Raw genomic sequence first — 19,445 nt, forward strand, 5'->3', positions numbered from 1 at the left:
CGGACAATGTGGGGGGCAGGGGGGCCGGCATCAGAAAAGAACAGGGGGCGTAGTTGTTCCTCCACCAAAACTCGTTCTTGGGCGGCCAAGGTACACTTTCTCAGCTAACGTGCCTTTGATGCCTTTCCTAGTTTTGGATAAGAGAATGGCTCCCGAGGAATGAGGTTAATCTCAGATATTCCAAGAAGCGTTAAGTGGCTACATTCATCCGTGCTCTTTCTTACGTTTGTGTACTCTCCCAAATAACGACGAACAAGTTCCGTTATTTTCTTGTCAATTATTTCGAATGTTTGTTTGTCATTGCAGAACCAATAGTGCTTGGCCCATCCATCAATCATTCCATCCACCCGCTTCAGTGTAGCTACCAAAGAAGACGATCGGTCTAATTTCTGACCGTTCTGCGCCTTGCGCATAGCCTTGATGCTATCGCCAAATGCCGCCTGAACAGACGCAACAATTTTCGCTTGTGCTTGGCCGCCGGGCCGGATCGCCCCTGGACTAATGTTTATTCCTAGAAAGTCGAAGCCGTGTTCAATAGAAATCCCGCCTTTCGAGCTCTTCTCTGGTGAGAGCTCCATGTCAAGCGAGGCTAGGAGTTGAATTGCTTTCCGCAATCGGGCCTCAGCTGCCTTTTTTGTGGGCGCGAGAATTATGAAATCGTCTATGTAACGTATACATCTGCAATCGCCTTCATTCATCACGCTGTCGAAATGAGCGAGAATTATATTCCCAAGTAGCGGCGAAAGTGAATTTCCTTGGGCCACTCCGATATCTTGGATGGGGAAATCTTTCGCTTTTTCTCTCAGCTGCGCTAAATTCTCAAGCTCTACATTTATGGCGGCTCTGAATAATTTGACGAATTCGTCGTCTTTTACTGCCGATGATATTATTTCTGTGACTGCATCTTTCGAGATGCGGGTAAAAAACGACCGAATGTCTGCGCTTGCTACAAAGCGCGCGCCTTCGGCGATTTCATCCAATATGGCTTTGATTGCCGCTGGGACAGCGGCCACAGAAAGGCTTCGTGCTTTCCGGTCCGACTGTGGTCCGCGCTCTCCCTTGATGCCACCGAAGCTGTAGGGAGTTTTCACGTAGGGCTTAAGACTAGGGACTTCGAGCAAAACGTTTAGAATTGCCCTCTGAACTATACGGCTTTCAACCGAGGAGAGAACTATTGGCCTAAATTTTCCCGTCCGCTTACCATGTGAATCAGTCTTTGGGATCGGTATGCCGCGCGCGGCAGCGAACTCGAACGAATTGCTGCCGAGCTTCCCCTTAATTGACCTGAGTCTGGTGGGGGCGTCCTCAGCGAACTTCTCCAACTCTAGTCTGACATTTTCAGACTGAGACGCGCGTCCATTACTCTGAACCACGCTCCATGCGCTCTCAAGATTGTCTAGGCGTCTAACCGCTTTCAGAAGCTCAGATGTCAATCGTCTTCGGGGTCCTGTTGGTTCACCTCACCCGCCTGACGGTGTGCTGAACTCAGCAGCGGAACCTTTCGGCCCTTGCCGCACAATCGGGGCTCCGACTTGCGCCATCGCCTCGCCGTAGCAGGTCCGCTCGATCTCGACGGTCATCCCGCCAGCCGCGCTACCCGCTAGAGTCAGTCCGACCACTCCTCCGACGAATCGGAGGCGGCCATCCCGTGCCGGGTTGGCACGTTTTTGCATGGCTTCTGCATCACATTCTCCTCTTGGTTAGCGTAACGTTTTTAAGGCGTTAGGCAAGAGGCGAAGTGCAGCTCGGCCCTCCCACCCCCAGGTGAAACTAAAGCGAGCAGCCGTCCAACAGGTACCCCTCGTGGGAAAGGTTACGGCGATCACAGCGTCATCAGGCAAGCGGGTGCTGAACTCAGCAGCGGAACCTTTCGGCCCTTGCCGCACAATCGGGGCTCCGACTTGCGCCATCGCCTCGCCGTAGCAGGTCCGCTCGATCTCGACGGTCATCCCGCCAGCCGCGCTACCCGCCAAAAGTTCGCTGGAACAATATAGGAACGTCGTCCCGCTAGGTCAAGTTGTTCGCTTCGATATGAACAGCTTCGGCTAAAGAGCTTCATGGATACTCGCTTGCACGAATTTGAGGCTGCCACGCCGCCCACAGAACAATTCTTTTTCCCGAAGCGACATCTTTCGTCGCAGCATGGGCTTCTCGGTTTTCGCTCGGCCCTCTAGCTTTCTGAGAAATTCGCCAGCCAGAAAGCTCAGGGGAGCGTCTATCCATGAAAAGTCATGCGCGGGTCGTCGTCATCGGTGGGGGTGTCGTCGGCTGTTCGGTCCTTTATCACCTGACCAAGTTCGGCTGGACGGATGTCGTCCTGCTCGAGCGTTCCGAGCTCACCTCCGGGTCGACCTGGCACGCCGCCGGCGGCATGCACACGATCAACGGCGACCCGAACGTCGCCAAGCTGCAGAAATACACGGTCGAGCTCTACAAGGAGATCGAGGAATATTCCGGCCAGGACATCGGCCTGCACATGACCTCCGGCCTGATGCTGGCCGCCACCACGGAGCGGTTCGACTGGTTCAAGTCGCTGCTCGCCAAGGGCAAGTATGCCGGCGGCGAGGCGCGGCTCGTCTCGGTGGAAGAGGCGCATGCGATGATGCCGCTGCTCGATCCGAGCCAGTTCGTCGGCGCGGTCTTCGATCCGCATGAAGGCCATCTCGACCCCTATGGCACGACGCATGCCTATGCGAAGTCGGCGAAGAAGAACGGTGCGGAAATCTATCTGCACACCAAGGTCGAGGACCTCGAGCAGCTTGCCGACGGCACCTGGCGGGTGATCACCGACAAGGGCGAGATCTTCTGCGAGCATGTCGTCAACGCCGCCGGTCTCTGGGCCCGCGAGGTCGGCCGCATGGTCGGGCTCGAACTGCCGGTGCTCGCCATGGAGCACATGTATCTCATCACCGAGGACATGCCGGAGGTCATCGAGTTCAACAAGGCCGCCGGCCGCGAACTCATGCACTGCGTCGACTTCGACGGCGAGATCTATATCCGCCAGGAACGCAACGGCATGCTGATGGGCACCTATGAAAAGGACTGCCGCCCGTGGTCGCCGATCCAGACGCCGTGGGATTTCGGCCATGAACTGCTGGCCGAGGACCTGGAGCGCATCACCGGCGAGCTGGAAGTCGGCTTCCGCCACTTCCCGGCCTTCAACAAGGCGGGCATCCGCAAGATCATCAACGGGCCCTTCACCTTCTCGCCGGACGGCAATCCGCTGGTCGGGCCGGTGCGCGGCATGACCAATTACTGGTCGGCCTGCGCGGTCATGGCCGGCTTTTCCCAGGGCGGCGGCGTCGGGCTGGCGCTCGCCCAGTGGATCATCGAGGGCGATCCGGGCTTCGACGTGTTCGCCATGGATGTCTGCCGCTACGGCGACTATGCGACGCTCGCCTATACCAATGCGCGGGTGCGCGAAAACTATTCGCGCCGCTTCTCGATCCGTTATCCGAACGAGGAGCTGCCGGGCGCACGTCCGCTGCTGACCACGCCGATCTACGACAGGCTGAAGGCGGCCGGTGCCGTGTTCGGCGCCTATTACGGGCTCGAGACGCCGCTGTGGTTCGCGCCGGAAGGCGTCGAGGACAAGTTCTCCTGGCGTCGCTCGACCGATTTCGAGGCCGTCGGCCGCGAAGCCAAGGCCGTGCGCGAGAGCGTCGGGCTGATGGAGACGTCCGGTTTTGCCAAATACAGCATCGGGGGCGAGGGCGCCCGCGAATGGCTCGACCACCTGCTCGCCTGCAAGATCCCGCCGGCCGGCCGCATGACGCTCGCGCCGATGCTCAACGAGGCCGGCAAGCTGATCGGCGACTTCACGCTCGCCAATCTCGACGACGAGGAATTCTTGCTGATCGGTTCCGGCATCGCCGAGGACTACCACATGCGCTGGTTCGAGAGCCTGCTGCCGGAGGACGGTTCGGTGACCGTCAATGCGCTCAACCTCGGCCTGGTCGGCCTGTCGATCGCCGGTCCGAAGGCCCGCGACGTGCTGGCAAAGCTCACCCATCTCGACGTGTCGAACGAGGCCTTCCCGTTCATGGACATCCGCGAGATGGATCTCGGCATGGCGCCGGCGATCGTCGGGCGCGTCTCCTATACCGGCGATCTCGGCTACGAGATCTGGATGAAGCCGGAATACCAGCGCTACCTGTTCGAGGCGATCATGGCGGCAGGGGCCGAGTTCGGCATCTCGCTGTTCGGGCTTCGCGCCCTCAATTCGCTGCGCCTCGAAAAGGGGTTCGGCAGCTGGTCGCGGGAATACCGCCCGCTCTACGGACCGCTGGAGGCCGGGCTTTCGCGCTTCGTCGCGCTCTCCAAGAATGTCGACTTCATCGGCAAGGAGGGTGCAGCCCGCGAGAAGGCCGAGGGCGGAGCGATGCGGCTCTGCACCTTCATTATCGACGCCCGCGACGCCGACGTGATCGGCGACGAGCCGATCTTTTACGGCGGCGAGGCGAGGGGATGGGTCACCTCCGGCGGCTATGCCCATGCCAGCGGCAAGTCGGTCGCCGTCGGCTACGTGCCGAAGGAAATCGCCGACAAAGAAGACGGCTGGTCTATCGAACTGCTTGGCGATATGCTCAACGCACGCCTGCAATCGCGTCCGCTCTTCGATGCCGACGGCGAGAGGATGCGCGGCTGATCTTCCGGGCGGCTGCCGTTCCCCCGCGGCAGCCGCTTAGACTAAAGTCGAACAGTGAAACTCCCTAGCCAATCCAAAAGTTCGGCATGTGATGGCGTTTTTTTGGCGGAATTGCCGTGAAAAGCACCAAACTGTGAGCAAATGACGGTAAAATGCGCGCTGCCTAGTTTTTGGACTTCACATTTTTGCCGAAAACGCTATCAAATCCGAGCATGTTAAGAACCCGCAAGGGACAACATAAAAAGGGACGCGCATGAAGCCGCGCCCGGGGGATTGGTAATGGAGTACTTCATCCAGCAGCTCATCAACGGGCTGACTCTTGGATCCATCTATGGCTTGGTGGCAATCGGCTATACGATGGTTTACGGCATCATCGGGATGATCAATTTCGCCCATGGTGACATTTTCATGCTCGGCGGCTTTGCCGCTCTCATCGTCTTCCTGATCCTGACATCGTTCTTCGCCGGTCTGCCGGTGGCTCTGCTGCTGCTGGTCATGCTGGTGGTCGCGATGCTGATGACGGGTCTTTGGAACTGGACCATCGAACGGGTCGCCTACCGGCCGCTGCGCGGATCGTTCCGCCTGGCCCCGCTGATCACCGCGATCGGCATGTCGATCGCGCTGTCCAACTTCATCCAGGTCACGCAGGGTCCGCGCAACAAGCCGATCCCGTCCCTGGTGAGCGACGTCTATCATTTCGGCGCCATCACGATCTCGCTGAAGCAGCTGATCATCGTGGCCATCACTTCGGTCCTGTTGTTCGCCTTCTGGTACATCGTCAACAAGACGCCGCTCGGTCGCGCACAGCGTGCCACCGAACAGGACCGCAAGATGGCGGCTCTTCTCGGCGTCGACGTCGACCGGACCATCTCCATCACCTTCGTCATGGGCGCGGCACTCGCTGCGGTCGCCGGCACCATGTACCTGATGTATTATGGCGTGGCGTCCTTCGGTGACGGTTTCGTTCCCGGCGTCAAGGCGTTCACCGCTGCCGTTCTCGGCGGTATCGGCTCGTTGCCCGGCGCCGTTCTTGGCGGTCTTCTGATCGGTCTCATCGAGTCGCTCTGGTCCGCTTACTTCAGCATTGCCTACAAGGACGTCGCGACCTTCGCGATCCTGGCATTCGTGCTGATCTTCAAGCCGACCGGTATCCTCGGACGGCCGGAAGTCGAGAAGGTCTGATCCAATGACAAATCCTGCAAACGTGACCGGCACGTCTCAATCCGGAACCCTTGCGCGTGCGCTCAAGGAAGGCCTTTTCGCGGGCGTTCTCGCCTTCGGCCTGTTCATCCTCTATGTCGGCATCAAGACCGACCAGGATATCAGCAACGCGCTGATCTGGTATCCGCGCTGGGGCCTGCTGGCCATCTTCGTGGCCATCGCAGCGGTCGGCCGCTTCCTGATCGTCGGCTTCCTGCAGCCTTGGATCCATATCCGCAAGGAACGCCGCTCGCAGATGCCGGTGCATGACATCGAGGCCAAGCCCTCGTTCTTCCACCAGCATTTCCTCAAGATCGCGCTGCTTGCCCTCGTTCTCTATCCGGTCGTGGTCGTCTGGCTCGCCGGTACGCAGGGCGCGCTGAAATATGTCGACAACTTCGGCATCCAGATCCTCATCTACGTCATGCTGGCCTGGGGTCTGAACATCGTCGTCGGCCTCGCCGGCCTGCTCGACCTCGGTTATGTCGCCTTCTACGCGGTCGGCGCCTATTCCTACGCGCTCCTGTCGCAGCATTTCGGCCTGTCGTTCTGGGTCCTGCTGCCGCTGTCGGGTATCCTTGCCGCTTTCTGGGGCATCATCCTCGGCTTCCCGGTGCTGCGTCTGCGCGGCGACTACCTGGCGATCGTCACGCTCGCCTTCGGGGAAATCATCCGCCTCGTGCTGATCAACTGGACCGATGTCACCAAGGGCACCTTCGGCATCTCCAGCATTCCGAAGGCCACGCTGTTCGGCATCAAGTTCGACGCGTCGCCGACCGGCTTTGCCAAGATGTTCGGTCTGCCGATGTCGGCCGGCTACTACAAGATCTTCCTCTTCTATTTGATCCTGGCACTCTGCCTGCTGACCGCCTACGTCACGATCCGCCTGCGTCGCATGCCGATCGGCCGTGCCTGGGAAGCGCTTCGTGAAGACGAGATCGCCTGCCGTTCGCTCGGCATCAACACGGTGACGACCAAGCTGACGGCCTTTGCCATCGGCGCGATGTTCGGCGGCTTCGCCGGCTCGTTCTTCGCCGCCCGCCAGGGTTTCGTGTCTCCGGAAAGCTTCGTCTTCCTGGAATCGGCCGTCATCCTCGCCATCGTCGTTCTCGGCGGCATGGGCTCGCTGACCGGTATCGCCGTCGCGGCGGTCGTGATGGTCGGCGGTACCGAGCTGCTGCGCGAAATGGAGTTCCTGAAGCATGTCTTCGGGCCTGACTTCACGCCGGAACTCTATCGCATGCTGCTGTTCGGCCTCGCCATGATCGTGGTCATGCTGTTCAAGCCGCGCGGTTTCGTCGGCTCGCGTCAACCGACCGCCTTCCTCAAGGAGAGCAAGGCTGTCTCGGGAAGCTTTACCAAGGAAGGTCACGGCTGATGACTTCCGGAAACACAACGATGACGAACGACACCCTCCTCAAGGTCGAACATCTCTCGATGAAGTTCGGCGGCCTGATGGCCATCAACGACTTCTCCTTCGAGGCCAAGCGCGGCGAGATCACCGCGCTGATCGGCCCGAACGGGGCAGGCAAGACCACCGTGTTCAACTGCATCACCGGCTTCTACAAGCCGACGATGGGCATGATCACGATGAACCAGAAGGACGGCACCCAGCATCTGCTGGAACGTCTGCCCGACTTCGAGATCACCAAGAAGGCGAAGGTCGCACGTACCTTCCAGAACATCCGCCTGTTCTCGGGCCTTACCGTTCTGGAAAACCTGCTGGTCGCCCAGCACAACGCGCTGATGAAGGCCTCCGGCTACACGATCCTCGGTCTGCTCGGACTGCCCGCCTACAAGCGTGCTGCCGCAGAGGCGATCGAAAAGGCCAAGTACTGGCTGGAAAAGGCCGATCTCATCGATCGTGCCGACGATCCGGCGGGTGATCTTCCCTACGGCGCCCAGCGCCGTCTCGAAATCTGCCGTGCCATGTGCACCGGACCCGAGCTGCTTTGCCTCGACGAACCGGCTGCCGGCCTGAACCCGAAGGAATCGCTCGCGCTCAACACGTTGTTGCGCAGCATTCGCGACGAGGGCACCTCGCTGCTCCTGATCGAGCACGACATGTCCGTCGTCATGGAAATCTCGGATCACGTCGTCGTGCTCGAATACGGGCAGAAGATCTCCGACGGTACGCCGGACCACGTAAAGAACGACCCGAAGGTGATCGCCGCCTATCTGGGTGTCGAGGACGAAGAATTGGATGAAGCAATCCACGAAGTCGAAGTCGTTCAGGGAGGGCAGAACTGATGTCCGCTGAACCGCTTCTCAAGGTACAGGGTGTCGAAACCTACTACGGCAACATCCGCGCGCTTGGCGGCGTGGACGTGGAAGTCCACCAGGGGGAAATCGTCAGCCTGATCGGCGCCAACGGTGCCGGCAAGTCGACGCTGATGATGACCATCTGCGGCAGCCCGCAGGCACGCACCGGCACGGTGACCTTCGACGGCACCGACATCACCAAGATGCCGACGCACCTGATCGCCCGTCGCCGTATCGCCCAGTCGCCGGAAGGTCGCCGTATCTTCCCGCGCATGACCGTCATGGAAAACCTCCAGATGGGCGCCGGGCTCGACAACCTGAAATACTTCCATGAGGACGTCGAGAAGATCTTCGCGCTCTTCCCGCGCCTCAAGGAACGCCAGAGCCAGCGCGGCGGTACGCTGTCGGGTGGCGAGCAGCAGATGCTTTCCATTGGCCGCGCGCTGATGGCACGTCCGAAGCTGCTGCTTCTCGACGAGCCGTCGCTCGGCCTTGCGCCGCTGATCGTCAAGGGCATCTTCGAGGCGATCAAGAAGCTCAACAAGGAAGAGGGGCTCACCGTGTTCCTCGTCGAGCAGAACGCCTTCGCGGCGCTCAAGCTCTCCGACCGTGGCTATGTCATGGTCAACGGGAAGGTCACCATGAGCGGAACCGGCAAGGAATTGCTCGCCGATCCTTCCGTTCGGGCGGCCTATCTCGAAGGCGGCCACCACTGAGCGCGCGAGGGGATTAAGAATATGCAAGGCTTGTTTTTCGAAACCGACACCGGCGTCCGCTACGTCCTGCGCTTCCTCGTCCTGCTGCTCGGTTTCTGGACCGCGTGGCGTACCGGCAAGGCAGTGGCGGAGGGCTGGCACGGCTTTCCGACCGTTGTGATCTACACGCTGCTGCTCGGCGTCGTGTTGCGTTTCCTGCACTTCGCGCTGTTCCAGGGGCCGATGATCAGCCCGCTGCTCTACGGCATCGACGTGTTGATTTTGCTCGTGTTTTCGACTGCCGGCTTCCGGACTCGGCGCACGGCCCAGATGGTCAATAACTACTATTGGCTTTACGAGAAGACCTCGGCCTTCTCGTGGAAGAAGAAAGATTGACAGCCGCGTTTTTCTTGTCGCAGATTGGCGTCAAGAGCGTGAGCTTTCAAAAGAGTGGAACAGCTTTTCCGGCGCAGTCATGGTGGGTATTGCGCAGGGTTTTCGAAACCTAACCCACTTAAAAAATTGGGAGTAACAATATGAAGAAGTCTCTTCTTTCGGCCGTGGCGCTGACGGCAATGGTTGCCTTCAGCGGCACCGCTTGGGCTGACCTGCTGGTCGGCGTCGGCGGCCCGATGACCGGCCCGAACGCCGCTTTCGGCGCGCAGCTCCAGAAGGGTGCTGAACAGGCTGCTGCCGACATCAACGCAGCTGGCGGCATCAACGGCGAACAGGTCAAGATCGTCCTCGGCGACGACGTTTCCGACGCCAAGCAGGGCGTTTCGGTTGCCAACAAGTTCGCTGCTGACGGCGTCAAGTTCGTCGTCGGTCACTTCAACTCGGGCGTTTCGATCCCGGCTTCGGAAATCTATGCCGAAAACGGCATCCTCGAAGTCACCCCGGCCGCTACCAACCCGACCTTCACCGAGCGCGGCATGTGGAACACCTTCCGCGTCTGCGGTCGTGACGACCAGCAGGGCGAAGTTGCCGGCAAGTACATCTCCGACAACTTCAAGGACGGCAAGGTTGCTGTCGTTCACGACAAGACCCCCTATGGTCAGGGTCTCGCCGACGAAACCAAGAAGGCTATGAACGCCCTCGGCGTAACCGAAGTCATGTACGAAGGCATCACCGCCGGCGACAAGGACTACTCGGCTCTGATCGCCAAGATGAAGGAAGCCGGCGTTACGCTCGTTTACTTCGGCGGTCTGCACACCGAAGCTGGCCTGATCATGCGTCAGATGGCCGACCAGGGCCTGAAGGCTGTCATGATGTCGGGCGACGGCATCACCTCGAACGAACTTGCTTCGATCGCTGGCGACGCAGTCAACGGCACGCTCATGACCTTCCCGCCGGATCCGCGCCTGAACCCGAACGCTGCTGATGCCGTCAAGAAGTTCCGCGACGCTGGCTTCGAGCCGGAAGCCTACACGCTGTACTCCTACGCTGCCCTCCAGGTCATCGCCGACGCCGCCAAGAAGGCCGGCTCGAACGATCCGGAAGCCGTTGCTGCCGCTCTCAAGGAAAAGGGTCCGTACACGACCGTTATCGGCGAGCTGAGCTTCAACGAAAAGGGCGACATCACCCGTCCGGACTATGTCATGTACACCTGGCAGAAGGGTGCCGACGGCAAGTACACCTACCTGCAGAACAAGTAATCGTCTCGGCCGTTCATCGGCCGGAATGCAGACTTGCATCGGATGGCCCGGCTCTCAGCCGGGCCATCTGCGTTTTGGGGTCTTTCCCAAGCCGTCTTCGTCCTTCGTCGCATGCACGGCAATTTGCGATTGCGATGCGGATGGTTTCGGTAATACTGCCTCCCGCTTTACGAACTGGGAGGATCGATCATCATGCAAGGTTTCGTCACTGCGGCCGGCGAGGGCATTTACGACCGCGAACTCGACAAGAACACCGCGAACTATTCCCAGATGACGCCGCTCAGCTTCATCGAGCGGGCCGCGTTCGTCTATCCGGGGCGCACCGCCGTGGTCTACGGCGAGGTCCGGCGCAACTGGGCGCAGACCTATGATCGTGTTCGAAGGCTAGCCAGCGCTCTGTCCGCCCGTGGCATCGGCAAGGGCGATACCGTCGCCGTCATCGCGGCCAACATCCCGGAAATGTTCGAGCTGCATTTTGCGGTTCCGATGGTCGGCGCGGTGCTCAATGCGATCAACACCCGCCTCGATGCCGAGGCGATCGGCTTCATCCTGAACCATGGCGAAGCCCGTATGCTGATCGTCGATCCGGAATTTTCCGACGTCGCGGAGCGGGCCGTGCATATCGCCGGGCGCCCGATCGAGATGATCGACATCCTCGACCCCGAATTCGAAGGTGGTCACCGCGTGGGCGCGTCCACCTATGACGACCTTTTGGAGGAGGGCACGCCCGATTTCCGCTGGGAACGGCCGGCCGACGAATGGGACGCGATCAGCCTCAACTATACCTCCGGCACCACCGGCGACCCGAAGGGTGTCGTCTACCATCACCGCGGCGCCTATCTCAACGCGATCGGCAACATCCTGACGTGGAACATGGCGAACCACCCGGTCTATCTCTGGACCCTGCCGATGTTCCATTGCAACGGCTGGTGCTTCCCCTGGACGATCGCGGCGGCCGCCGGCATCTCCGTTTGTCTGCGCGCCGTGCGCGTCGAGCCGATCTATGACCTGATCAAGCGCGAGAAGGTCACGCATTTCTGCGGCGCGCCGATCGTGCTCAACCTGCTTGCCCATGCGCCGGACGACGTCAAGGCCGGGATCGAGCACAAGGTGAGCGTCATGACCGCGGGTGCGGCCCCGCCGGCGGCCGTCATCGAATCGATGGAGGCGATGGGTTTCGACGTGACACACGCCTACGGCCTCACCGAAACCTACGGGCCGGCGGTTGTTTGTGCCTGGCATGACGAGTGGAACGATCTCGACATTTCCGAGAAGGCGCGCCTCAAGGCCCGCCAGGGCGTACGTTATTCGGTGCTCGACGGCCTGATGGTCGCCGATCCGGAGACGCTGGAGCCGGTTCCGAGCGACGGGGAGACGATGGGGGAGATTTTCTTCCGCGGCAACAACGTCATGCGCGGCTATCTCAAGAACCCGTCCTCCTCGGCCAAGGCCTTTGCCGGCGGCTGGTTCCATTCCGGTGACCTCGCCGTCTGCCATGCCGACGGCTATATCGAGATCAAGGACCGGTCGAAGGACATCATCATCTCCGGCGGCGAGAACATCTCGTCGATCGAGGTCGAGGGTGTTCTCTATCGCCACCCGGCCGTGATGGAAGCGGCGATCGTGGCGCGGCCCGACGAGAAATGGGGCGAGACACCCTGTGCCTTCGTCGGGCTGAAGCCGGGATCAACGGTGACCGAGCAGGAGTTGATCACATTTTGCCGCGCCAACATGGCGCATTTCAAGGCACCGAAGACGGTGGTGTTCGGCCCGCTGCCTAAGACCTCGACCGGCAAGATCCAGAAATACGTACTGCGCGAGAAGGCCAAGGCGCTCTAGGCCGAGAGCGCCAGTGCTTCAGCGCGGGGGCGGAACGTCAGACGTGCCCCTCATCCGCCTGCCGGCACCTTCTCCCCGTTGAACGGGGAGAAGGGCCAAGCGGCACCGCGTCGGCCCGCCCTCTCCCCGCGTGCGGGGAGAGGGTTGGGGTGAGGGGCAAATCCGTGCTCGACGCTCAATCCACATGAAGCACATTCGCCGCCATGACCGCGGCGGAGGCGCGGTTTTCGACGCCGAGCTTTACGTAGATCTGTTCCAGGTGCTTGTTCACCGTGCGCGCCGACAGGCCGAGAATGTCGGCGATGTCGCGATTGGCCTTGCCCTTGGCGATCCACAGCAGAACCTCGGCCTCGCGCTGGGTGAGCCCGAAATGGCCGCGCAGTGCCTCGTCTGCACTGCGGCGGTCGGCCACCGTCAGGCGGAACAGGAACTCGTCCGGCCCGATCGTGCCGAGAAAGGCGAGATGCAGCTCCGCACCGCCTGCATGGGTGAAGGAGAACCCGGCGTCGGTTGCCCCAGCGATCGTGTCGCGCCGGGCAAGCCACGCGCCGACTTCGCCGGCAACGAGGTCGAGGCCCTCGAAGGTGCCGGTGGCGCTGTCGGCGAGGCGCACGGCCTGGGGCGTCGACCAGTGGATCGCCCCGTCGCCCCGGACGGCCAACAGATGGCGGCCTGCGGCATCGAGCGCAACGCGGGCGCTCTGGGCGGAACGCGCATTCGACAGATGCACGCGGATGCGGGCGCGCAGTTCGTCGATGTTGATCGGCTTGGTCAGGTAGTCGACGCCGCCCGAATCGAGCGCATGAACGACGTGCTCGGTCTCGGTCAGTCCCGTCATGAAGATGACCGGGACCTGGGCGACGGCGGGGTTGGCCTTCAGCCGGCGGCAGGTCTCGAAGCCATCCATGCCAGGCATCACCGCGTCGAGCAGGATGAGGTCCGGGCTGACGCGATCGACGATCGACAGCGCGACCTGGCCTGAGGTGGCGATCAGCACCGAGAGGCCGGACTGCTCGAGCGCATCGGTCAGGAAGCCGAGCGTCTCGGGACTGTCGTCGACGAGCAGCACGATGTCGCGCGGGCGGTTGGCGTCAGCCACGGCTCTCTTCCCCCAAGGTATCGAACTCTTTCAAGAAGGCCGCAAAGCCGGTCATGTCGAAGGCCTGGACATAGCCGCGCGAGGTTTCGACGAAGGCGCTGTTCTCCCCCTGTCTCTCAAGATCGGCAAGCTTGGCCTCGATGCCGCGCACATAGCCGATTTCGCTCAGCCGCGATAGCTCGGCGACATGCGTGGCACCGGGCGAGGCCGGAGCCTCCCGGCGCGACGGGGAGGGCGGGGCCGCGGTTATCTGCTCGTCGGCATAGACCCAGTCGAGGCCGAGATACATGGCGAGCTTGTCGCGCAGCCGCTTGACGTTGACCGGCTTGGCGATCGCGTCGTCGTGACCTTCCCCACCCGGGCCGGGTGCGTCGCCGATATTGGCCGAGAGCATGATGATCGGCGCTGTCTGGCCCGCGTCGCGCAGCTTCTCCACCAGTTGCCAGCCGTTCATTCCGGGCATGGAAATATCGACGAGGAAGAGGTCCGGTCGCACGCCCTCGATGAGCGTCAGGCATTCCGGCCCGCCGGCGGCGGTCAGCACGACGAAATCGAGTGGCGCCAGCACCTCGCGCATCAGGTCGCGGTGATCCTCGTTGTCGTCGACGACGACGATGGTCCGGCGCGGCCCGGTGTAAGAGACGATCCGCCGTTCGGCCGCGGGTGCCGTGTTCGGCCGGTCGATTGCCGACAGCATCAGCCGGACCTTGAAGGTCGAGCCCCGGTCGCGTTCGCTCGTCACGGAGATTTCGCCGCCGAGCGTGTTGGTGAGCAGCTTGGTGATCGTGAGCCCGAGGCCGAGGCCCGGGCGAGGGCGGATATTGTCGGCCTCTCCGCGCTGGAAGGGTTCATAGATGCGCTTCAGGTCCTTTTCCGCGATGCCGGCTCCCGTGTCTGAAACGGTAAAGGTCGCCACCTGGCTGCGATAGCCGACATCGAAGCGAACGGTGCCTTCCTCGGTGAACTTCACGGCATTGGACAGCAGGTTGACGAGGATCTGTCGCAGGCGCTTTTCGTCGGTGCGGACATATTGCGGCAGGCTGCGCGACCGGTCGTGCTCGAAGGTAAGCCCTTTGGCGGCCGCCTGGGGGGTGAACATGTCGATAAGCTGGTCGAGAAAGTCCTGGATGTTCAGCTCGTTGGAGAAGACCTGAAGACGGCCTGCCTCGATTTTCGAGATGTCGAGCAGCCCGTCGATCAGGCCGGACAGATGGTCGGCCGAACGGCGGATCACCTTGATCGCCGACTGACGCTGGGGCGGGATCGTCTCGTCGCGCTCGAGGATCTGCGCATAGCCGAGCACGGCGTTGAGCGGGGTGCGCAGTTCGTGGGAGAGGCCGACGACATAGCGGCTCTTGGCCCGGTTGGCGGCCTCCGCCGTCTCCTTGGCCGTCTGCAGGGCCGCGTCGGTCTTGCGGTGGGCGGCGATCTCCTTGAGCAGCAGCGTGTTCTGGCGGGAGGATTCCTCCTCCGCCACGACGCGGCTGTCATGGGCAAGCACGTAGAACCAGCTTGCGACGCCCGAGATCACCGAGAAGACGAAGAAGACGATCAGCACGGTGCGGTTCACCACTTCCGCCGTTTCCGGCGAGGCGGTCGCGACCTGGTGGGCGATGAGCGCGAGGATCGCCCCGATCAGCGAGACGGCGACGACTGCCGTGATCGCATAGCGGCCAAGGCGGGTGGAGAGCCAGGCCAGCGCGGGTTCGGGCAGGAAGCGGGCGGCGACGAAGGTCGCCTGGGCGTTGAGCTTGGCGTGCGGCTTGCACATGTCGTGGCAGCGGCTGTCGAGCGAGCAGCAAAGCGAGCAGATCGGCGCGGCATAGGCGGGGCACCAGGCCATGTCTTCCGGCTCGAACGGATGTTCGCAGATCGAGCAGGTGATCGCGGTGAGGTTCTTCCAGCTGTGGCGCGGCTTGCGGGCGAGATAGTATTTGCCCTTCGTGCCCCAGGCGATCAGCGGCGAGATCACGAAGGCGATCAGCGTCACATAGGTGGCGAGCGAGGCCATCAGCGGCCCGAACAGGCCGAAATGGGCGGCAAGCGCGATGCCGGCCGACAGCACCAGCGTGCCGCAGCCCACCGGGTTGATGTCGTAAAGATGGGCGCGCTTGAACTCTATGCCGGGCGGCGCAAGGCCGAGCGTCTTGTTGACGAAGAGGTCCGCCGAAATGGTGCAAAGCCAGGCCATGGCGATGATCGAGAAGATGCCGAGCGTCTCCTCGAGAAGTCGGTAGATGCCGAGCTCCATCAGCAAAAGGGCGATCGCCACGTTGAAGACCAGCCAGACGACGCGGCCCGGATGGCTGTGGGTGAGGCGCGAGAAGAAGTTCGACCAGGCGAGCGATCCCGCATAGGCGTTCATCACGTTGATCTTGAGCTGCGAGATGACGACGAAGCACGCCATCAGCAGCATGGCCGCCGTCTCGTTCGGGATCATGTAGCCGAAGGCGGCGAGATACATGTGGGCGGGATCGGCCGCCTCGCGGGCGGGCACGCCGGTCGACAGCGTCAGCACGGCAAGGAAGGAGCCGGCCAGCAGTTTCGGCACGCCGAGCACCACCCAGCCGGAGCCGGCGAGGAAGACCGCGAGGCGATGGCGCAGCTTGCGCCCGCCTTCCGGCGGCAGGAAGCGCAGGAAGTCGACCTGTTCGCCGATCTGCGGCATCAGGGCAAGGATGACGGCGGACGCCGCGCCGAACTCGATGAGGTCGAAGGGGGCGGCACCGCCCGGGACTGCATTGGAGTGGTTGATGCCGGCAAAGGCGCGCCACAGGTCGATCTTTTCCCAGTCGAGCATCGCGATGAAGACGAAGGGCAGGATGTTGAGCACGATCCAGAAGGGCTGGGTCAGCAGCTGGAATTTCGAGATCAGTCGGACACCGTAGGTGACCAGCGGGATCACCACCAGGGCGGAGATGATGTAGCCGATCCACAGCGGAATGCCGAAGGCGAGTTCCAGCGCGCCGGTCATGATCGAGGCCTCGATCGCGAACAGCATGAAGGTGAAACTCGCATAGATCAGCGAGGTGATGGTGGAGCCGATATAGCCGAAGCCGGCGCCGCGGGTCAGCAGGTCGATGTCGACGCCGTGGCGGATGGCATAGCGGCTGATCGGCAGGCCGACCAGCAGCATCAGGACGGCCGCGGCGACAATGGCGAAGAAGGCATTGGTCGTGCCGTAGGAGAGCGTGATCGTGCCGCCGATCGCCTCCAGCGCGAGAAAGGAGATGGCGCCGATCGCCGTCTGCGAGATGCGGCTCGACGAGAACTGGCGGGCGCCCTTGGCGGTGAAGCGGAGCGCGTAGTCCTCGAGCGTCTGGTTGGCGACCCAGCGATTGTATTCGCGCCGAACCGGGATGATGCGTTGCCGTGCGGCCATGCCTAATTTCTAGCACCCTGGACAAAGTGATTGCAGAATAGGCATCTTCGCGGGAATGGCGGGAAATGCAAGGGGGCGTGTGGTTTTCGAAGATCGTGCCGCAAAGTCGCATTCAGGTCTTTCGGCCAATCCGCGAAGGCCGAAACTTCATTTCCTCCGCGAGGAAAATGCGGAAAGGAACCTACTCGCCACGTTTTTCCTTTTGCGTCCGGGCACCCAGACTGTAACGAGTGACCCTATTCTGTTGAAACGTGGGGACGGACCAACTGTCATGATGGAAATCTTTACCGCCGCGGGCCTCGTGGCGCTCTTTCAGGTGATCGCGATCGATCTGGTTCTTGCCGGCGACAATGCGATCGTCATCGGCATGGCGGCTGCCGGTCTGCCGGACGCCCAGCGCCGCAAGGCCATCCTGGTCGGCATCCTGGCCGCGACCGTTCTGCGCATCGGCTTTGCCACGATCACGGCCTATCTTTTGAACATGGTGGGGCTGCAGCTGCTCGGCGGCCTGCTGCTTGCCTGGGTGTGCTGGAAGATGTGGAGCGAACTGCGCGTCGTCGCCCACGAGCCGCACAAGCAGGGCGAGACCGACGACACCGAATTCACCGTGAAGGAAAAGACCTTCGTGCAGGCCGCGATCCAGATCGTGGTGGCGGACGTGTCGATGTCGCTCGACAACGTGCTGGCCGTTGCCGGTGCGGCCAAGGAACACACGAGCATCCTCGCCGTTGGCCTCGTCCTGTCGATCGCGCTGATGGGCCTCGCTGCGAACCTCGTCGCCCGGTTGCTCCATCGTCACCGCTGGATCGCCTATGTCGGCCTCGGTGTCATCGCCTATGTGACGGTCATGATGATCTATCACGGCTTCGTCGAGGTCTGGCCGCATCTTCTCGGCATTGCTGCCTGAACCGGCCGATTGAGCCGGCAGCGCAGAACCTCCGACACCTGAACATCCTGAAACGCCGGACTTCCCGCCGAAATCCGACGTTTTTTTCATGGGAAGGACCGGCGGCCAGGCGCCCGCCTTGTGTGCCTTTCGCCCTTTTGACCCCCGGGACTACGTTAAACGACGTATACGGTTTTGCGCCGCAGCATCGGATAGTCCCTCCCAGCAACGGTTAAAGTTTTCTTTACCCACCGGTTGCGGGAACAAGAAGAGGGGTTCAACCAGATGACAATGAAGGCAAAACTCACCGGCGCGCTGCTCGGCGCCATGCTGTCCACGACGGCATTCAGCGGCGCGTTTGCCGCCGACGACACGATCAAGATCGGCGTGCTCCATTCGCTGTCCGGCACCATGGCGATCTCGGAAACGACGCTCAAGGACGCCATGCTGATGCTCGTCGAGGAGCAGAACAAGAAGGGTGGCGTTCTCGGCAAGAAGCTCGAGGCGGTCGTCGTCGACCCGGCCTCCGACTGGCCGCTGTTCGCCGAAAAGGCCCGCCAGCTGATTTCCCAGGACAAGGTCGCTGCCGTGTTCGGCTGCTGGACGTCCTCGTCGCGCAAGTCGGTCCTGCCGGTGTTCGAAGAGCTCAATTCGATCCTCTTCTACCCGGTCCAGTACGAGGGTGAGGAATCCTCGCGCAACATCTTCTACACCGGTGCCGCGCCGAACCAGCAGGCGATCCCGGCCGTCGACTATCTCGCCGCCGAGGAAGGCGTCGAGCGTTGGGTGCTTGCCGGCACCGACTACGTCTATCCGCAGACGACCAACAAGATCCTGAAGGCCTACCTGATGTCCAAGGGCGTCAAGGAAGAGGACATCATGATCAACTACACGCCGTTCGGTCATTCCGACTGGCAGACGATCGTCTCCGACATCAAGAAGTTCGGCTCGGCCGGCAAGAAGACCGCCGTCGTCTCGACCATCAACGGTGACGCCAACGTTCCCTTCTACAAGGAACTCGGCAACCAGGGCATCAAGGCCGAAGACATTCCGGTCGTCGCCTTCTCCGTGGGTGAAGAAGAACTCGCCGGTCTCGACACCGCGCCGCTGGTCGGCCATCTCGCCGCCTGGAATTACTTCCAGTCCGTCGACGCCGACGTCAATGCCGAGTTCATCAAGACCTGGCACGGCTTCACCAAGAACGACAAGCGCGTGACCAACGACCCGATGGAAGCCGCCTATATCGGCTTCAACGCCTGGGTAAAGGCCGTCGAGGCCGCCGGCACCACCGACACCGATGCAGTCCTCGATAGCATCATCGGCGTTGCCGTTCCGAACCTGTCGGGCGGCACCTCGACCGTCATGCCGAACCACCACATCACCAAGCCGGTGCTGATCGGTGAAATCCAGGCCGACGGCCAGTTCGAGATCGTCCAGGAAACGCCGGCCGTCGTCGGCGACGAATGGTCCGACTACCTGCCGGATTCGAAGGACCTGATCTCCGATTGGCGCAAGCCGATGGAATGCGGCAACTTCAACGTCGCCACCGGCAAGTGCGGCGGCAAGGGCAGCTGATCATCCCCTCTCCCTTCGGGGAGAAGGTGGTCCGAAGGACCGGATGAGGGGGAGCCTTCCCCCTCACCAACAAAATCTGCGACTTAGCGAACGCTAAGATCGCGATTTTGTATCCTCTCCCACAAGGGGGAGAGGCGGGGCGCCGCGTCTGCCGCTTTCACCTCTCCCCTTGTGGGAGAGGAAGCGATTTCAACATCTTGGCGT

Annotated in this window: 13 protein-coding genes; 10 read left to right on the forward strand and 3 right to left on the reverse strand. The window is 61.7% G+C overall.

The features are described 5' to 3' along the window. Positions 1-104: 104 nt before the first annotated feature. On the reverse strand, positions 105-1,433 hold the full coding sequence (locus HHL25_RS01375; RefSeq protein WP_169586528.1) for a reverse transcriptase domain-containing protein: 1,329 nt from the start codon (positions 1,431-1,433) through the stop codon (positions 105-107). A gap of 788 nt (positions 1,434-2,221) precedes the next feature. On the opposite strand from HHL25_RS01375, the gene HHL25_RS01380 reads away from it, so the two are divergent. From HHL25_RS01380 to HHL25_RS01415, 8 genes are all read left to right on the forward strand, one after another. Then, complete coding sequence (locus HHL25_RS01380; protein WP_169586530.1) at positions 2,222-4,648, forward strand: GcvT family protein; 2,427 nt, start codon at positions 2,222-2,224, stop codon at positions 4,646-4,648. Positions 4,649-4,927: 279 nt separating this feature from the next. Then, a complete protein-coding gene (locus tag HHL25_RS01385; RefSeq protein ID WP_169586532.1) occupies positions 4,928-5,830 on the forward strand; it encodes a branched-chain amino acid ABC transporter permease in 903 nt (300 codons plus the stop codon). A gap of 4 nt (positions 5,831-5,834) precedes the next feature. After that, on the forward strand, positions 5,835-7,226 hold the full coding sequence (livM, locus tag HHL25_RS01390) for a high-affinity branched-chain amino acid ABC transporter permease LivM (RefSeq protein WP_169586534.1): 1,392 nt from the start codon (positions 5,835-5,837) through the stop codon (positions 7,224-7,226). After that, positions 7,226-8,098 carry an ABC transporter ATP-binding protein gene (locus HHL25_RS01395; protein ID WP_169586536.1) on the forward strand — a complete coding sequence of 291 codons (873 nt, stop codon included), beginning with the start codon at positions 7,226-7,228 and terminating at the stop codon, positions 8,096-8,098. The genes livM and HHL25_RS01395 overlap by 1 nt, the downstream gene beginning before the upstream one ends. After that, positions 8,098-8,826, forward strand: coding sequence for an ABC transporter ATP-binding protein (locus tag HHL25_RS01400; protein WP_169586538.1), 729 nt, complete (start codon positions 8,098-8,100; stop codon positions 8,824-8,826). Before HHL25_RS01395 ends, HHL25_RS01400 begins: the two co-directional genes overlap by 1 nt. 21 nt (positions 8,827-8,847) lie before the next feature. After that, entirely contained in the window at positions 8,848-9,201 is a 354-nt protein-coding gene (locus HHL25_RS01405; protein WP_169586540.1) for a DUF6867 family protein, read from the forward strand. Positions 9,202-9,341: 140 nt separating this feature from the next. Next, entirely contained in the window at positions 9,342-10,460 is a 1,119-nt protein-coding gene (locus HHL25_RS01410; protein WP_169586542.1) for a branched-chain amino acid ABC transporter substrate-binding protein, read from the forward strand. Between the two features lie 192 nt (positions 10,461-10,652). After that, positions 10,653-12,299, forward strand: coding sequence for an acyl-CoA synthetase (locus HHL25_RS01415; RefSeq protein ID WP_169586544.1), 1,647 nt, complete (start codon positions 10,653-10,655; stop codon positions 12,297-12,299). 175 nt (positions 12,300-12,474) lie between these two features. On the opposite strand, the gene HHL25_RS01420 is transcribed toward HHL25_RS01415, so the two are convergent. Both HHL25_RS01420 and HHL25_RS01425 read right to left on the reverse strand, forming a co-directional pair. Further along, positions 12,475-13,398, reverse strand: a complete 924-nt coding sequence (locus HHL25_RS01420) for a response regulator transcription factor (protein ID WP_169586546.1) — start codon at positions 13,396-13,398, stop codon at positions 12,475-12,477. Beyond that, positions 13,391-16,780 carry a hybrid sensor histidine kinase/response regulator gene (locus tag HHL25_RS01425; protein WP_169586548.1) on the reverse strand — a complete coding sequence of 1,130 codons (3,390 nt, stop codon included), beginning with the start codon at positions 16,778-16,780 and terminating at the stop codon, positions 13,391-13,393. The genes HHL25_RS01420 and HHL25_RS01425 overlap by 8 nt, the downstream gene beginning before the upstream one ends. A gap of 274 nt (positions 16,781-17,054) precedes the next feature. On the opposite strand from HHL25_RS01425, the gene HHL25_RS01430 reads away from it, so the two are divergent. After that, complete coding sequence (locus HHL25_RS01430; RefSeq protein ID WP_169589510.1) at positions 17,055-17,687, forward strand: TerC family protein; 633 nt, start codon at positions 17,055-17,057, stop codon at positions 17,685-17,687. Between the two features lie 264 nt (positions 17,688-17,951). Next, entirely contained in the window at positions 17,952-19,241 is a 1,290-nt protein-coding gene (gene urtA, locus HHL25_RS01435; RefSeq protein WP_169586550.1) for an urea ABC transporter substrate-binding protein, read from the forward strand. Positions 19,242-19,445: the final 204 nt, after the last annotated feature.

Source organism: Rhizobium terricola (assembly GCF_012927355.1).
Lineage (GTDB): Bacteria > Pseudomonadota > Alphaproteobacteria > Rhizobiales > Rhizobiaceae > Allorhizobium > Allorhizobium terricola.

What these genes read in the sequence shown, in the direction of transcription:
- HHL25_RS01380 (WP_169586530.1), top strand. Translation starts at nt 2,222, where the DNA reads ATGAAAAGTCATGCGCGGGTCGTCGTCATCGGTGGGGGTGTCGTCGGC.
- HHL25_RS01385 (WP_169586532.1), top strand. Translation starts at nt 4,928, where the DNA reads ATGGAGTACTTCATCCAGCAGCTCATCAACGGGCTGACTCTTGGATCC.
- livM (WP_169586534.1), top strand. Translation starts at nt 5,835, where the DNA reads ATGACAAATCCTGCAAACGTGACCGGCACGTCTCAATCCGGAACCCTT.
- HHL25_RS01395 (WP_169586536.1), top strand. Translation starts at nt 7,226, where the DNA reads ATGACTTCCGGAAACACAACGATGACGAACGACACCCTCCTCAAGGTC.
- HHL25_RS01400 (WP_169586538.1), top strand. Translation starts at nt 8,098, where the DNA reads ATGTCCGCTGAACCGCTTCTCAAGGTACAGGGTGTCGAAACCTACTAC.
- HHL25_RS01405 (WP_169586540.1), top strand. Translation starts at nt 8,848, where the DNA reads ATGCAAGGCTTGTTTTTCGAAACCGACACCGGCGTCCGCTACGTCCTG.
- HHL25_RS01410 (WP_169586542.1), top strand. Translation starts at nt 9,342, where the DNA reads ATGAAGAAGTCTCTTCTTTCGGCCGTGGCGCTGACGGCAATGGTTGCC.
- HHL25_RS01415 (WP_169586544.1), top strand. Translation starts at nt 10,653, where the DNA reads ATGCAAGGTTTCGTCACTGCGGCCGGCGAGGGCATTTACGACCGCGAA.
- HHL25_RS01425 (WP_169586548.1), bottom strand. Translation starts at nt 16,780, where the DNA reads ATGGCCGCACGGCAACGCATCATCCCGGTTCGGCGCGAATACAATCGC.
- HHL25_RS01430 (WP_169589510.1), top strand. Translation starts at nt 17,055, where the DNA reads ATGGAAATCTTTACCGCCGCGGGCCTCGTGGCGCTCTTTCAGGTGATC.
- urtA (WP_169586550.1), top strand. Translation starts at nt 17,952, where the DNA reads ATGACAATGAAGGCAAAACTCACCGGCGCGCTGCTCGGCGCCATGCTG.